The 14,773-nt window shown below is 67.7% G+C and carries 10 protein-coding genes and 1 pseudogene; 6 read left to right on the top strand and 5 right to left on the bottom strand.

The genetic code is table 11. The features are described 5' to 3' along the window. Nucleotide 1 precedes the first annotated feature (1 nt). Both LSI54_RS09800 and LSI54_RS09795 read right to left on the bottom strand, forming a co-directional pair. Nucleotides 2-859: a universal stress protein gene (locus LSI54_RS09800; RefSeq protein WP_241465126.1), complete on the bottom strand. Its 858-nt coding sequence runs from the start codon at nt 857-859 to the stop codon at nt 2-4. Next, nucleotides 852-2,294: a flavin monoamine oxidase family protein gene (locus LSI54_RS09795; protein ID WP_241478265.1), complete on the bottom strand. Its 1,443-nt coding sequence runs from the start codon at nt 2,292-2,294 to the stop codon at nt 852-854. The genes LSI54_RS09800 and LSI54_RS09795 overlap by 8 nt, the downstream gene beginning before the upstream one ends. A gap of 197 nt (nt 2,295-2,491) precedes the next feature. Between LSI54_RS09795 and LSI54_RS09790 the strand changes: the two genes are divergently transcribed. Next, nucleotides 2,492-3,175: a TetR/AcrR family transcriptional regulator gene (locus LSI54_RS09790; RefSeq protein WP_241465124.1), complete on the top strand. Its 684-nt coding sequence runs from the start codon at nt 2,492-2,494 to the stop codon at nt 3,173-3,175. Here the strand turns inward: LSI54_RS09790 and LSI54_RS09785 are convergent. The 3 genes from LSI54_RS09785 to LSI54_RS09775 all read right to left on the bottom strand — a co-directional run bounded on the left by LSI54_RS09785 (nt 3,156) and on the right by LSI54_RS09775 (nt 6,326). Then, entirely contained in the window at nt 3,156-4,586 is a 1,431-nt protein-coding gene (locus LSI54_RS09785) for an aminobutyraldehyde dehydrogenase (protein ID WP_241465123.1), read from the bottom strand. The two genes, LSI54_RS09790 and LSI54_RS09785, sit on opposite strands and share 20 nt — an antisense overlap. A 105-nt stretch (nt 4,587-4,691) precedes the next feature. Continuing rightward, entirely contained in the window at nt 4,692-5,504 is an 813-nt protein-coding gene (locus LSI54_RS09780) for an RDD family protein (RefSeq protein ID WP_241465122.1), read from the bottom strand. Between the two features lie 48 nt (nt 5,505-5,552). Continuing rightward, nucleotides 5,553-6,326, bottom strand: coding sequence for an isocitrate lyase/PEP mutase family protein (locus tag LSI54_RS09775; protein ID WP_241465121.1), 774 nt, complete (start codon nt 6,324-6,326; stop codon nt 5,553-5,555). 88 nt (nt 6,327-6,414) lie between these two features. Here LSI54_RS09775 and LSI54_RS09770 point away from each other — a divergent pair, with 88 nt between their 5' ends. The 5 genes and pseudogenes from LSI54_RS09770 to LSI54_RS09750 form a co-directional block, all read left to right on the top strand. Continuing rightward, nucleotides 6,415-7,404 (top strand): stage II sporulation protein M, encoded by a 990-nt coding sequence (locus tag LSI54_RS09770; protein ID WP_241465120.1) that lies wholly within the window; start codon nt 6,415-6,417, stop codon nt 7,402-7,404. 186 nt (nt 7,405-7,590) lie between these two features. Continuing rightward, the gene (locus LSI54_RS13190) at nt 7,591-10,488 is read left to right on the top strand and encodes a helix-turn-helix transcriptional regulator (protein ID WP_342357812.1); all 2,898 of its coding nucleotides are present in this window, start codon (nt 7,591-7,593) and stop codon (nt 10,486-10,488) included. A 488-nt stretch (nt 10,489-10,976) separates the two neighbouring features. After that, nucleotides 10,977-12,575, top strand: coding sequence for a DUF1461 domain-containing protein (locus tag LSI54_RS09760; RefSeq protein ID WP_241478264.1), 1,599 nt, complete (start codon nt 10,977-10,979; stop codon nt 12,573-12,575). A gap of 86 nt (nt 12,576-12,661) precedes the next feature. Further along, the gene (locus tag LSI54_RS09755; RefSeq protein ID WP_241465117.1) at nt 12,662-13,402 is read left to right on the top strand and encodes an aspartate/glutamate racemase family protein; all 741 of its coding nucleotides are present in this window, start codon (nt 12,662-12,664) and stop codon (nt 13,400-13,402) included. Nucleotides 13,403-13,955: 553 nt separating this feature from the next. Then, nucleotides 13,956-14,773 (top strand): annotated as a pseudogene (locus LSI54_RS09750) (hypothetical protein); the annotation flags it as partial.

The following is a 14,773-nucleotide window of genomic DNA, read 5'->3' as shown; positions in this document are numbered from 1 at the left end:
GTCAGCGCGCGGCGGGCGCGCTGGTGTCAGGGTCGCGCGGCAGCAGGACCATGGGGATCGGCAGATGGGAGAGCACCCGGGCGGCCGTCATGCCCAGGAAGATGTGCCGGCGTCGCGCCAGCGGGGACGAGCCGATGAGCAGGATCCCGCCCTGTGGCCAGTCCACCGTGCCCACCGCGTGGCGCAGCGTCCGTCCGGTGGCGAGGATGTGCTTGATCGGCTCAGCGGAAGCTGTTCCGGCGTCGGCATCGGGCCCCTTCCCGGCATCGTGCCGGGCCGGACCGGATTCCTTGTCCTCGAAGGTCACGAAGGTCAGCGCGGCACCCAGCTGGCCTGCCCAGGATTCACCTGAACGGGTGACCTGGTGGTCGGGGTGAGCGGCGGAGACGGCGGCCATCACGTCGGTGATCTGCGTGTTCGCCCGGTAGCCCGCGGGGGCCAGCGCCACCGGGACGGGGGAGCTGTGCAGCAGCGCGGTGACCGCCGGGTGGGTCATGATCCGGCCGAACCCGATGCCGGAGCCGGTGACCAGCACGTCGGAGTCCAGCTCCTGCACCGCGGAGACGAGTCCCTCGGCGATCGAGCCGGCGGGGCGGATGTGGCTGTGGTGCCTGATCTCGGGCGGGATGACGGCTTCGGCCTCGGCGATCCACTGCTGGGCCTGTTCGGCGATGATCCCGACGACGCTTCCCACCGGGGGATATTCCTGCTTGAACGCCGAGTCCTGGCGGATCACCAGGATGAGGTCGAGTCGTGCCCCGGCCGACCGGGCCAGCGCGATTCCCAGCGCCAGGGCGTCGAGGCTTCGCTCGTCGCCGCCGAAGCCCACCGCCACCCGGCGAATAGTCTTCTCAGCCATGGTTCTCCTCCACATGATCGGTGTGCTGCGCGTCATCATCTGTGTTCCCCGCCAGGCGGTCCACGACGTCCGCGGCGGTCCGGCGTCCCTGCCGCAGCGCCCCGTCGACGTGTTGGTAGCCTTCCGCCGCCAGGTCGGAGCAGGCCCAGTGCAGCGGACCTACCGCGCTGCGCTGATGCGCGCCGTAGCGGGAGAGTCCGCCGATGTCGAAGCTCGCGGCGTAGGCGCCGCGGGTCCATTCCTCGGAGCCGAAGTCCGACTCGTAGTAGACCTCTGGAGTCAGCGCCTCCTCGCCCAGGTAGGCGGCGAGTGAGCGCAGGATCGTTTCGCGGCGCTGCTGCGCGGTGAGGGTGAACATCTGATCGGCCACTTCATCAGAGACGAAGCCGACGAGGGTGCCGCGATGGTCCTGGTGGTTGGTGTTGTCGTAGACCTCCTGGCAGACCTCGTTGGGACCGAAGCCGGTGCCGGAGAGACCCTGTTCTCGCCAGAAGGGACGGTCGTAGACCGCGTGGACCTTGATCACCTGGCCCATGGACTGGTGCTGATGCATCTGGTGCTGGAGCCGTGGCAGCGGCGGCTCGAAGCTGATCCGCGAGTACAGGTTCGGCGGCACCGCGATGATGACCTCGCGGGCTCGCACGGTGACCCGATCGGAGAAGACGGTGACCCCGCCGTCGGGGTTCCAGGCGATGGTGCGCACCGGGGTGGAGAGCTGCACCGAGTCGGCGGGCAACCGGGCCTCCATCGCTTCGGAGACGCTCTGCATCCCGCCGACCACGCGGCGGTCGAGGATGAAATCCTCGTCCACCAGGTTGCTGAAGGATCCGGCGGAGGTGGCCATCAGTACCGCCTGCAGCGCGGAGAAGGCGTGATCGGGTTTGGTGAGCATCCCGCCGGCGAGGAAGATCGCGATGTTCTCCCGGGCGGCGGCGTCCTCGGTCTGGCTGCGCAGCCACGCGTTGAAGGTCACGGTGTCGAGCTCGCGCGCCATCGGATGGGCCCAGGGCTCTTCGGGCCCGATGGAGGCGGACAGCTCGTCGAGGATCCCGATGATCCGCTGCATCTCTGCGACAGTGTGCTCCGGTGCGGGAAACATCTCGCTGGTGAACTCGTGGCGGACGCCGTCGCGGTCGAGGTAGAGGTTCGCACCCTCCCGGTAGCGGGTGAAGGTCTCCATTCCCAGCTCTTCGAGGAGCTCCAGGAGTGCGGTCTGGTTCCGGGAGACCCACTGGCCGCCGATCTCCAGGAAGGCGCCGTCGATCTCTTGGGACCAGGTGCGCCCGCCGACGCGGTCTCGCGCCTCCAGCACGATGGTGGAGCGGCCTGCGGCCTGCAGCGTCCGGGCGGCCATCAGCCCGGCGGGTCCCGCGCCGACGACGACGACGTCGCACTCGCGCGCTTCGCTGCTGCCCAGTGATCGTTTAGCTTCCATGCTGTTCCCCTTCGCGGATAAATTAACTATATTCATTAACGGGGAGTCTCGAGCGGTTGTCAAGACCTGCTGGAGATTTTCACCGGGGTGATGTCAGGCCCATAGACTGGGCCCTCGTGGCCAGCGGCCAGTGACTGACGGATCACCGGTGTCGACGCTGTCGCCGACGGCGCGAGATGAGCAGGGGGAATTGCACAGTGACTGCGGAGAAGACGCGATCTCGAGGACGAGGTCGACCCACCTCCCCGGTGCTCTCGCGCGGGGTGATCGCAGGCAAGGCCATGACCTTGGTCGCCGAGCGCGGGTATGACCATCTGACCATGGCGGGTCTGGCGCGCAAGCTCGGGGTGTCGGCCTCGGCGCTGTACAACCACGTGTCCTCCAAGCAGGACGTGCTGGTGCTGATCCAGGATCGGCTCAACGAATCGATTGACTGTTCCGCCTTCGACCGGCTGCCCTGGCCGGAGGCGCTGAGCGTATGGGCGCGCTCCTATCGTGAGTGCTATGTGCAGCACACCGAGCTGATTCCGCTGATCGCCGTGCTGCCCATCGCTGACGCCCCGCAGTCGCTGCGGATGTACGAGCGGGTCTTCAGCGCCCTGCACTCGGCTGGGATAGAAGACCGCGCCGCGGTGGACATCATCGCCGGGATCGAGGCGCTGGTCTTCGGAGCGGCCTATGACGCCGCAGCCCCGGCGGACATCTTCGACCCGGGCGGCAGCCTCGACATCGCACCCACCTTCGCCCGGGCAGCCGAGCTGCGATCAGCCGACGCCCGCGCCTCGGCTGATCGAGCCTTTGAGATGACCCTGGAGGTCCTCGTAGACGGGCTGGCTCGCCGGGTCGAGAAGGGTGAGACGTTCAGTCCAAGGCATGCATGACGTGTTTGACCCGGGTGTATTCCTCCACTGAGTAGAGCGAGAGGTCCTTGCCGTAGCCGGAGGCCTTGAACCCGCCGTGCGGCATCTCGGCCACCAGCAGCAGGTGGGTGTTGACCCAGACGCAGCCGAAGTCGAGATCGCGGCTCATCCGCATCGCCTGTCCCTGATTCGTGGTCCAGACACTCGAGGCCAGCGCGTAGTCCACGCCGTTGGCCAGCTCCACGGCCTGCTCCTCGGTGGAGAAGGGCTGCACCGTGAGCACCGGGGCGAAGGTCTCCTCCTGGACCAGCTCGTCCTCCTGGCGGACCCCGGTGATGATGGTGGGCTTCACGAAGAATCCCTTGGAGTCCTTCGACGGTGCGCCCCCGGTGATCACCGTGGCGTGGTCGGGGATGTTCTCCAGCTTGGTGCAGACGGTCTCGAAGTGGCGCACGTTGTTCAGCGGGCCGTAGTCGTTCTTCGCATCATCGAGCTCGCCGGTGGTGAGCTTTGCCGCCTGGGCGGCGAGAAGCTCGACGAACGCGTCGTGGACGCTGTCCTGAACCAGGACTCGGGTCACCGCCGTGCAGTCCTGGCCGGCGTTGAAGGTGCCGAAGGTCAGGATCATCTCGGCTGCCTTGTGCAGATCTGCGTCGGCGAAGACCACCGCAGGAGCCTTGCCGCCCAGTTCCAGATGGGTGCGCTTGACCGACTTCGCGGCAGACGTCGCGACGGCCTGGCCCGCACGCACCGAGCCGGTGATCGCCACCATCGCGGGGGTGCCGTGTTCGGTGAGCAGCTGCCCGGTGCTGCCGTCGCCGAGCACCACGTTCAGCACGCCGGCGGGCAGCACCTCCCCGGCGAGCCGTGCCAGCACCAGGGTGGATTCGGGTGTGGTCTCTGCGGGCTTGAGCACGATGGTGTTGCCCGCGGCCAGGGCGGGTCCGATCTTCCAGATGGCCATCATGAGCGGGAAGTTCCACGGAGTGATCTGCGCGACGACGCCGACCGGCTCGCGCCGCACATAGGAGGTGTGTCCTTCCAGGTATTCCGCCGCTCCGCGGCCTTCGAGCAGTCGTGCCGCCCCGGCGAAGAAACGCAGCTGGTCGGCGCCGACGGCCACCTCTTCCTCGGCGATGATCCGCCGCGGCTGTCCGGTGTTGCGGTGCTGAGCCTCGACCAGCTCGTCGGAATGCTGCTCCATCTTGTCCGCCAGCGCCAGCAGGCAGCGCTGGCGTTCCGACGGCGTCACCGACTTCCATGAGCGGAAGGCTTCGTGCGCCGCGGCGAAGGCGGCGTCGACGTCGGCCGCATCGGAGACCGGGGAAAGGGCGACGCGCTCGCCGGTGACGGGACTGGTGACGTCCATCTCCGTCGAACCCCTGGCTGCCACGAATGATCCGTTGATGTAGTTCTCAAGCCGCGAGCTCACAGAGATCTCCTCCACACTCAGATAATGATTCGGATTCATTTTACGGTGAGAGCATGTGATGCGCAACACTCCTGGAGAATCCGTGAGGGAGCGGAGGCGTCCCGCTCAGCTGTAGGGCAGTCGGTGAAGCCGCTGGCCCAGCCGGTGCTGCCGCTCGGCCTGGATGCGCAGCCGTCGATATTCGCGGTTGCGACGCTCAGCCATGACCGCAACCAGGAACTCGGTGGCGGAGGAGGGCGGGGCCGGCGGAGCGACGTGGCCGGCGACCTCATCGGCCAGCCGGTTGGCGGTGTGCTCCAGCGCCTGGGTGTTGTGCCCGCGAGGGCTGTCCTGGATGGTGCGCAGGAACCGCGAGGCTCGAGCAGCCACGGTGTCCGGGATCCGGCCCAGGTCAGCGATCTGGGTCCAGGAGGTCAGCTGCGGGGGCACCGGCAGCATCATCGGCTTCACCGCCGGCTGGCGGACCCGGATCACGTAGGTGCCGGCGACCATGTCGCCCAGGCGCTTGGTGCGCCGACTGAACATCCCGGCGAAGAGCGGGATGATCCCGAAACTGAGGTAGATCTCCCCGAAGCCGACCAGCGCGCGGATTCCGGCATGGCGCAGCCGGATCGCGCCGCCGTCGTCGCGCACCACCCGGGTGCCGAAGATCAGCCGCCCCACCGATCGACCTCGAGACAGGGTCTCCACCGTCATCGGCAGGATCACCAGGCACAGCACGGCCCCGCCGAGCATGACCGCGGCCTCCAGGGCCGGGTCGACGGCGCCGGCGCCCGCGGCCATGCCGGAGAGGAGCAGGAAGGCCAGCAGCGCGGCCCAGGCGATGATCAGGTCCACGATCAGCGAGGCGGCGCGGGTGATCAGCGAGGCGGCCGGAAGCTCCAGCTCGACGCCTTCACCGGTGATCACATTGCGCATGAGCCCAAGCGTAGCGTTCCGGGGGCGGCGTCACGCGTCGGCGGTCATCTAGGCGGTGGGAGTCCAGGGCTGGAGGATCTCACCCATCGCCTCGGTGAGGCTGCGCTGCAGCAGCGGACCGAAGGACACCCGCTTCACGCCCAGCTTCGAAAGCTCCTCGAGGCTCAGTCCCTCGGGGATCGCGCCGTTGACCGGGTGGGCCGTCACGTTCAGCGGGGTATTCACCGCCGCCAGGATCCGTTCCAGGAAGTCCCGGGAGGGGACCTTCACGGGGTAGAGCGAATCCGCTCCAGCCTGCTCGAGCAGGCGCATCCGGTGCAGCGCATCCTTGAGCTGGGCCTCCGGGTCTTCGTCGGTGGTGAACGCATCGGTGCGGCCGTTGATCACCAGATGCGTCCCCGCGGCGTCGGCGGCGGCGCGGATCGCGGCGATGTAGGCGGCGTGCTCCTCGGGGGAGCGCATCTCGTCCATCGAATGGACCGTGTCTTCGATGTTGATCCCGGCCGCGCCGGCCTCCAGGGTCCGGTGCACCAGCTCCTCGGCGGGAGTGTCATATCCGGACTCCAGATCCACCGAGACCGGGATGTCGACGACGTCGGTGATGCGTCGCACCACGTTCAGGACGTCGGACAGCTCCATGGCCTCGCCGTCGGCCTCACCCAGGGAGTCCGCCACCGGGTGGCTGCCGATGGTCAGCGCGGAGAAGCCGAGGGAGGCGCACGTCTCGGCCGACCAGGCGTCCCAGACGGTGGGCAGGATGACCGGGGTGGCCTGGTGGTGGAGCTCGAGGAGACGCTGGGCATGCTGCGCAGAAGTAGTCATCTCCGCATCGTGGCACATGCGCGACGTCGAGGGAAGGTGGTCCCGCAGGTGCCGCCGTGACGCGCTGAGTACGGGGTAGTCTCATGGCGTGGATATCGACGCCTTCATCGCCGTGCATCAGCATGAGTGGGACCGGCTCGCCACGCTGGCCTCGCGCCGTCGACTCTCCGCTGGAGAGGCCGATGAGATGCTGCGGCTCTACGAGCGGACCTCCACACACCTGTCCATGATCCGCGCGGCCGAGCCGGATTCGCCGGTGGTGGCCTCGTTGTCCGCCCCGTTGGGCCGGGCCCGTGCGCATCTGACCGGGTCCGGGGAGAACGTGTTCGTCTCCAGCGCATATTTCTTCACGCAGACCCTGCCGGTGGCGTTCTACCGGATCCGATGGCTCACCGTGATCCTGGGGGCTGGGTTCATCGCCGTGACGATCGCCTTCGCCCTCTGGACGATCCATCACCCACAGATCGATCTGCTGATGCCGGAGGATGCCCGGCAGAGCTACGCGGGCACCGAGTTCGTCAACTACTACTCGGAGCACCCGAACTCCAGCTTCGCGGCTCAGGTATGGACCAACAACGCCTGGATCGCCGCCCAGGAGGTCGCCTTCGGGGTGACCGGGGTCTTCGTGCCCTTCGTGCTCTTCGTCAACGCCCAGGGTCTCGGCATGGCGGCCGGAGTCATGGCCGAACAGGGCGAGGCCTCCACCTTCTGGCTCTACATCCTGCCGCACGGGCTGATGGAGATCACCGCGATCTTCATCGCCGGGGCGGCCGGTCTGCGGATCTTCTGGGCCTGGGTCGCGCCGGGACAGATGCGCCGCTCCGCCGCGCTGGCCGCCGAGGGGCGCAAACTCATCACGGTGGCCTTCGGGCTGGTGCTGGTGCTGCTCATCTCCGGGGTGGTGGAAGGCTTCGTGACCCCCTCTGATCTGCCGCACTGGCTGCGCATCGGCATCGGCGCCGCGGTGCTCGCCGCCTACTGGGTCTACACCCTGGTGCTGGGCGGGCGGGCACACCGGGCCGGGGTCACCGGGGACCTCGGAAAATACGACGCCGGCACGGTGGAGCTCACAGCCTGAGGCGCGGACCGAAACAGCTGGGGCGCCGGCCCTCGGTCCGCGCTCTGCGTCCCAGGCCCTGCAGAGCACGGACTACTGAGTTCTCTACCTATTCCCTGAGGACACCGGTCACATCACACTGGTGTACGACGGCACATCCGACACGATCATGACACTCGAGGCCCGCAGCAGAGAAAGACAGCATTAGTGACCCTCAATGGTTTTGGCATCTCTCGCAGAGAGCTCGTCGGCAGATCCGCCGACATGCAGATTCTGCAGCAACACGCCGAACGTGCGCGCCAGGGACACGCTCAGCTCGTCGTCATCGAAGGCGAGGCGGGCGTGGGAAAGACGACGCTCGTCAAGGAGTTCCTGGCCTCCCTGGAGGGGTTCAGCCAGTTCTCCATGACACTGCTGGAGGAGGATCAGCAGAAGCCGGCTTCGGTCTTCCGGCTGGTCTCAGCCGATCCCTCAGCCCCGACGATCCGAACGCCCCAGGAACTGGTCGAGGCCGCCCGATCAGGGGTGGCCGCGCTGCACGGTCCCTTCATCGCAGTGGTGGAGGATTTCCACTGGGCCGACCCGGTGTCGGTGGAGGCCGCAACGCTGGGCCTGCGCCAGATCATCCCAGCTCCGGGCCTGATCCTCTTCACGATGCAGCACCCCGAGCGTGAGGATCTCAAACGCCTGGTCCAGATCGCCCAGTCGAATCCGGCGGCCTCCCACATCGTGCTGTCCACGCTCAGCGAGCAGGGCGTTCGCGAATATCTCAGCGCCGCGACCGGGCTGCCCATCTCGGAGCATTCAGCCGCCCAGGTCCACCACATCACCGGAGGGCTGCCCGTGGTGGTGCATGAGGCGGCCACCTGGCTGGAACACACGAAGTCCTTTCCCGGGCGCAGCACCCAGCACGTGCTGGCGCGCGTGGAAACCGCCATGCAGGAAGATGCCAGCCGGTACCGCCAGCACATCGTGGCAAGCATGGAATCACTCAGCACCAGCGCTCGCGAGGTGCTCGAGCTGTTGGCACTGGCCGCCGTGCCGCTGCCTGGGTGGTACCTGCTGCGTGGGCTCCACGCGCAGGAGCAGGATCTGGCGGAACTCCGGAACCTGGATCTGGTGAGCCGCGACTCCGCGGGGGTGAACTACCGGCTGCGAAGCGCCAGCTGGCAGAGCACCCTCCGGGATCTCATCCCACCGGTGGACCGGGTCAGGCTTCTGCTGGCACTGGCAGAGTTCGACGACGGACCGGAGAGCTTCGCATTCCGGCTCAGTGCGGCTCGCCTCGGGGAGGACCAGGAGCACCTGGTGATGTTGGGTGAGCTTGGGGTCGAACGCACTGCAGAGCTGGAGGAGCAGGGGTTCGGGGAGAAGGCTGAGAGCCTGATCGAGCAGGTGACCACCGCGCTGCCCCAGGAGGGCGGCCTGCGTGCACTGATCAGCCTTGCTGTCCGTCGACGTGCGCTGCCCCAGGTGATCAACGACGGCCTGGATGTGGCCTTTGAGAACATGCCCGAGGGGACCCTGCAATCGGCGTGGAACGCGCTCATGCTGCTGCGCCGAGGTTCCACCGGCGAGGCCGTGGCCTCACTGGGGCTGTTCCCGCCCGGCCCTGCCAGCCGGACCGAGGACGTCGTGGTCTTCGCCTACGCGGTCAGCGAATGTGGCAGGCTCGCGATCCCCTATGGCATCGGGGTTCCCAGCCCTGCCTTCTTCGGGACTGCGCTCACCGAGATCCAACAGTGGCGTGATGCGTCTCGTGCTGGAGCCGAGTCCCGCGAGGACGCCCCTGAGGTGGGGGACTATCTGGGGCAGCTGATGGTGATCATCGAGATGTGGAGTGTGCTCGCCAAGGGCCGGGGGGAGCGAGCCCCTGATGAGAGTGTGGCGGAGCTGCGAGACCTGTTGGCGCGTCGAGTGCCTGGCGCGGGGACCGGGCTCGCCGCGAGTGCGGTGCGGTCCGCGCTGGGTGCTCGGATGCGGCTCGCCGGCGAGTGTCGGGCGTCCTTTCGGATGCTCGAATCCCTTGTCCAGGAGCCTGCTACTGACTATCTGGACTCTGCTCGGCTTAATTTCGGCCTCTCGCTGTTCTACTCGGGACGCTGGGACGAAGCGGAGCAGCTGACTACCCGCGTGGCGGCCAATGGCCTGGACAACGGTGAAGACGTCCATGCCCTGATCGGCTATGCCTTCGCGGCGCTGGTGCCCCTGGCCCGTGGACAGGCGCGCGGTGAGCGGCTGCTCGATGTCGTGAAGAAGGCCCAGCACGGTCCCGAACCGACGGCGGCGGATGCGATCTGCGTGTTCGTCGAAGCGTGGGCCTGCCTGCTGCGAGAGGAGAACCCGCGTGCGCTGGACCTGCTGCTGGCGTTGAAGGAGCGGCAGTCACCGTGGAGCGTCATCGGTCTGATGCAGGTCACGCTCCTGGGGCGCCTGCTGTGCCAGCAGGACCGGAGCGCGGAGGCGCGGGACCTGCTCCAGACGGTCAGCGATGTCAGCATCCCGGCAACACCCGCTTCGCGCCGATACGCGGAGAATTACCTCTCCGGGCTGACTGCAGATGATCCGCGGCAAGGCATGGGGCGCCTCCTCGCCGCGATCGATCTGCTGGATCTCATCATGCAGCCGCAGCGTTCCCCGGGGGAGGCTGAACGGGGGAGCTTCCGGCTGCACCGAGCGCTGCTGGCGCTGGACATCGCTGACCTCTGTGCCGCGCACCCCGAGGTTCTCAGCGAGCATCGGACTCGCGCTCTGGGCCTCCTGGCCTGGGCTGGGGTGGTGTTCACCCGGTGCGGCGTGGAGCCTCTCGCAGAACATGTCGGTCAGACCCGCCAGCGCCTGAGAGCGGGAATCCGCGGAGGAGCCGCGGGCGCCGGCGTGGTGGCTGACTTCGACGATGGGCTGCATGTGCTCACCCGACGCGAGCGTGAGGTCGCCAGACACGTCGCCAGGGGCCTGACCAACCGGGAGGTGGCGGATCACCTGGTGCTCTCGGTCCGGACGGTCGAGACCCATGTCCGCAATATTCTGAAGAAGTTGGAACTCGACAGCCGCAAGACCCTGCGCCGGCGGCTGACGACGACGGCACCTGCGAGGCAGCAGTAACCGCACCTGGCAGGTTGCCGAACATCTGCGCTGGAGAACCTCGAGCCCACCCTCGTCCTCCGATCTGACTCCGGAGTGCAGACCGGGCCGCACCACAGGCTCAGACAAGGATGAAGCGCAGGGGCGCAAGCTGATTGGAACGGCGCTCGAACCCGATCGTCAGGACCTCAGCTCCTGCATGTAGACGCCGATGTCGTCCTGGCGCTGGTGAAGGCTGTGCGGGAGCTTTGCACTGAAACGACCTACGCGAGTCCGGAGGGTGACTGCGCTGAGCGCCCTCCGAAGCAGGAGGAAGCCCCAGGACAAGCGCCGAGACTCTGGGTGACCCCCACGCCGCCTCAGGCCGCGAAGAAGCTGACCTGCAGTCGGTGTGCGCCTCGCGAGCACCTGAGACGAGGCCCGACGCCGACTCTCCGCGCTTCCTCCCCACATAAGGGGTGCCGCGCTCATACTGTTGAGGAGAGTCAGTAATGCGTGGAGAGGCAGATATGAGCGCGAATTCCGATCGGAACGAGGCCGGCAGGCCCGCCGATGAGAACGAAGATTTTGAATCCGGGCTGGACTACGGTGCCTTCGCATCCGAAGAGCCCGATTTTCCCGACGACAACCTGAGCGCCGAGCGTGACCAGCGCCCGGCCCAGTCGGGTCGACGAGGTGCAGCCGAGTCAGCCACCGGTCAGTCAGGCACGGGTCAGTCAGGCGCAGGCCAGGCCGGCGTCGGTCAGCCCGATGAGCAGGCCACCCAGGCCATCCCGGCGACCCGCGACCCGCAGGACACGTCCGGTCGTCACGACCAGGGCAGGGACGCCCCCACCGAGAGCATTTCGCGCACTCCTGCGCCGGGCGCCGGTGCGGAGAGCCCCAATGCCACGCGTTCCCTCGATGATCTGCGCTCGCCCCGGGACACCCGTTCGACGGATGACACGACCACGTTCACCGGAGCGGCTGCGGCAGGTGCACAGGGAGCAGGTGCCGCGACCTCAGGTGCAGCAGCATCAGGCGCTGCGGGGGATTCCAGAACCACGCAGCAGGCCACGCCGAGCCCTACTCCAGCGACGCCGAACCAGGGTGCTGATACCGACCAGCCGACGGAGAACGCCGCGGAACTGAGCCGACGTGAGCAGCGTCGTCGTGATCGGGCCGAAGCGAAGTCCGACGATCAGGACACAGCCGTAGTTCCCGCTGATCGCTCCGATCGTCCAGGGTCCAGTCAGACCCACGCGGCCTACGGCTCGGACGAGTCCGTCACCGACGCTGACCTGAACGATGAGGTCGCCCGCTCCAAGCGTGGCGTCTCCCGCTTCTTCCAGGTCCTGATCGCGATCTTCACTCCGATCCTGCTGCTGGTCGCCGCAGTGCGCCTGGTCGCCTCCCCGCTCTTCCTCTGGGTGGCCTACAACCGTCCATGGATTCCGGACGGCGCCTACAGCATGGACGCTGATGACCGGCTGGTCTACGGCTCCTATGGCACAGACTTCCTGACCAACCTCGCAAACTCGCGCTACCTGTCAGAGCTCGCGCCCGGTGGAGAACAGTTGTTCACCGAGGGTGAGGTCGCGCACATGGTCGACGTCAAGTTCGTGGTCCTCTGGGCCATGCTCATCGGCGTCCTCCTGCTGGTGATCACCTTGATCCTGGCGCTTCTGCTTCGCGCCTGGCGTCCAGGGGGAGTGGCCCGCGGGCTCTTCGCCGGCGCCTGGGTGACCTTAGGCCTCATCATCGCCGTCGCAGTCCTGGCGATCATCGACTGGCAGCTCTTCTTCGCCGAGTTCCACCGGATCTTCTTCGCCGACGGCACCTGGACCTTCCCGACCGACTCCACGCTGATCCAGCTCTACCCCGAGCAGTTCTGGATCGACGCCGGTGTCGCCGTAGTCGCGCTCGCGGTGCTGTTCGCCGTGATCCTGCTGATCGCGACCTGGCCCACCCGCCGTCGGCGTGCGCGCCGGGCAGCACGCCTGGCCGAGGTGCACGAGCGGCGCAAGGTCAAGCTGGTCGAGGAGCTGAACAAGGGCAACGGGGATTACAGCGAAAGCTCGACCCACACCCCCGCTCGTGGTCGCAAGCGTGACCGCAACCTCGACTGAGAGCGGGATCAGACCACCTCGGTGGGCTGAGTCCGCAGTGTTCGACGGGCCCTGCTCAGCGGGCGTCCCGGGTACACTCTTCGCTGATGACCAGTGACAACACCGCCGCAGCCCCAGCCGCCCAGGGCCCCCTAGTAGGGATCCTGGGCGGCATGGGTCCTGCCGCCACCGTCGATTTCTATTCGAAGCTGATCGCGGCCACTCCCGCCGCCACGGATCAGCAGCACCTCCGGGTCATGATCTGGGCCGATCCGACCGTCCCGGACCGCTCGCAGGCGATCGTGGGCCACGGAGAGGACCCGACGCCGAAGCTGTCGGAGGGCGCCCAGCAGCTCAAAGACGCCGGCGCCGCGTTCTACGTGGCCGCCTGCAACGGCTCTCACGCCTTCCTGCCGCGGGTCCGTGAGCAGGTGGACCTGGAGTACGTCTCCATGATCGACGTGACCGCCGAGCACCTCAGTGCCCTGCCCTACGTGAAGGCCGCCGGTCTGCTGGCCACCGATGCGACCCTCACCGCAGGGCTCTACCAGGACAGCCTGGCCGCCTACGGGGTGGAGCCGATCGTTCCCGAGGCCGCCGATCAGCACACGGTGATGGAGGCGATCTACGCGGTCAAGGGCGGCAACCTCGGCCCCGAGCTGCGCGCCGCCCTGGTCAGGGTGGCCCAATCCCTGGTCGCCCAGGGCGCCGACGTGATCGTCGCGGCCTGCACCGAGATCCCCCTGGCGATGACCACCGAGGAGTCCCCGCGACCGCTCGTTGATCCTGCGGTGCTGCTCGCAAACCATGTCGTGACGAAGGCGAATACGCTGCGCGGAGGAGCTTGAGGGCGGCCGGTCCGGACTGAGAGCAATGGAGCGTCGCCGCTGACCGCGTTCGTCAGACTGAGCATGACTCACAGCACCTCCGCGCCCCGCGCTGCGGCGTGAAGACCCCGAGGCCGGCAGCTCATGGATCCCCGAGGGTCGGCTGTTCGACGCGTCGATGCGTCGGTGCGCTCCCTCGACGGGGGTGACTGCCGAGGGCGATGCCCCGCGCAGGGCGAGTCGGACAAGACGCACGGCCGAAACGACGGTGGCATCCAGGACTTGGAGCCGTGCAGACAGTGACGTCGCGACTGGTGGCGGCGGACGCGGACCGCCACGGAGCCCGGGCCCGGGTACCGGGGCCCGTGACAGGGCGCATGAACTCCACGTCCACATCCCCCGGGCCGGGCGTGCCCGGCACAAAACCCGATCGCCGACGGGGTGGCGCACTGATCTGGGACGTGGGGGAAACGCACACGTTGTCGTCAGTGAAACGACAGTCACCGCTCCTAGCGTCAGGAGTGAACGGCATCGTAGATCGTGTCGATGCCGTCGCCCCTGACGAAAGGCAACCATGACTGACCCCATCAACACATCCCCGCGTCCTTCCAATCCAGAGGATGCCGCGAGCAAGACCCCGTCCGCAGCTGAACCCCGGACATCCTCACCAGACTCAGATGCGACCGGACCTGTGCCCGCGGTCCATGCCGCCCCCTCGGGTCTGGAGCCGGTGACCGGTGAACCGGGCTACTCCGCCCGGCATGCCTCCGAGACAGGTTCTCCGGGCACGACCGACCAGTCCCGGTCCGGTCCGGCCAGCGCGAGCCGGCCCAGCACTGGCCAGAGCACATCAGACCAGGGCTCATCCGAGCAGGGCAGGTCAGATCAGGCGACGTCAGATCAGGCCAAGTCAGATCAGGCCAAGTCAGATCAGGCCAAGAGTGCGGCCCAGGACGTGGCCGGTGATGCCAAGGACGCCGGCCGGGCCGTGAAGGACACCGCGGCGCAGGAGGCCGCTGGGGTCAAGGACGACGCGGTGCGTGAGGCCAAGCGCCTCGGCGGTGAGGCGAGCACGATGCTGGAGTCCCAGGCCGCTGAGCAGCTGGATCGGGCGGCAGTCACGGTGCGCACCTTCAGCGATGACGTCGGGCGCATCGCGCGTGGTGAGAAGCCTGAGCCCGGGGTCGCGAAAGACCTCGTGGACCAGCTGAACTCCCGCGCCGAGACCACCGCGAGCTGGCTCGAGGATCATGATCCCAAGGAGGTCCTCCAGGAGGTCCAGAGCTTCGCGCGCCGTCGGCCGGTCGCGTTTCTCGCGATCGCCGCTGGTGTCGGGTTCGCCGCTGGCCGGCTGACCCGGGGCATCTCGCAGCATCACGCCGATGACGACAA

The organism is Nesterenkonia sp. AY15, assembly GCF_022565855.1.
In the GTDB taxonomy this organism is placed as follows: domain Bacteria; phylum Actinomycetota; class Actinomycetes; order Actinomycetales; family Micrococcaceae; genus Nesterenkonia.
Note: the sequence above shows the minus strand (reverse complement) of the source record. Positions and strands in the feature narration are given on the sequence as shown.

Coding starts and splice junctions, on each gene's coding strand:
- LSI54_RS09800 (WP_241465126.1), bottom strand. CDS start 859: ATGGCTGAGAAGACTATTCGCCGGGTGGCGGTGGGCTTCGGCGGCGAC.
- LSI54_RS09795 (WP_241478265.1), bottom strand. CDS start 2,294: ATGGAAGCTAAACGATCACTGGGCAGCAGCGAAGCGCGCGAGTGCGAC.
- LSI54_RS09780 (WP_241465122.1), bottom strand. CDS start 5,504: ATGCGCAATGTGATCACCGGTGAAGGCGTCGAGCTGGAGCTTCCGGCC.
- LSI54_RS09775 (WP_241465121.1), bottom strand. CDS start 6,326: ATGACTACTTCTGCGCAGCATGCCCAGCGTCTCCTCGAGCTCCACCAC.
- LSI54_RS09760 (WP_241478264.1), top strand. CDS start 10,977: ATGAGCGCGAATTCCGATCGGAACGAGGCCGGCAGGCCCGCCGATGAG.
- LSI54_RS09755 (WP_241465117.1), top strand. CDS start 12,662: ATGACCAGTGACAACACCGCCGCAGCCCCAGCCGCCCAGGGCCCCCTA.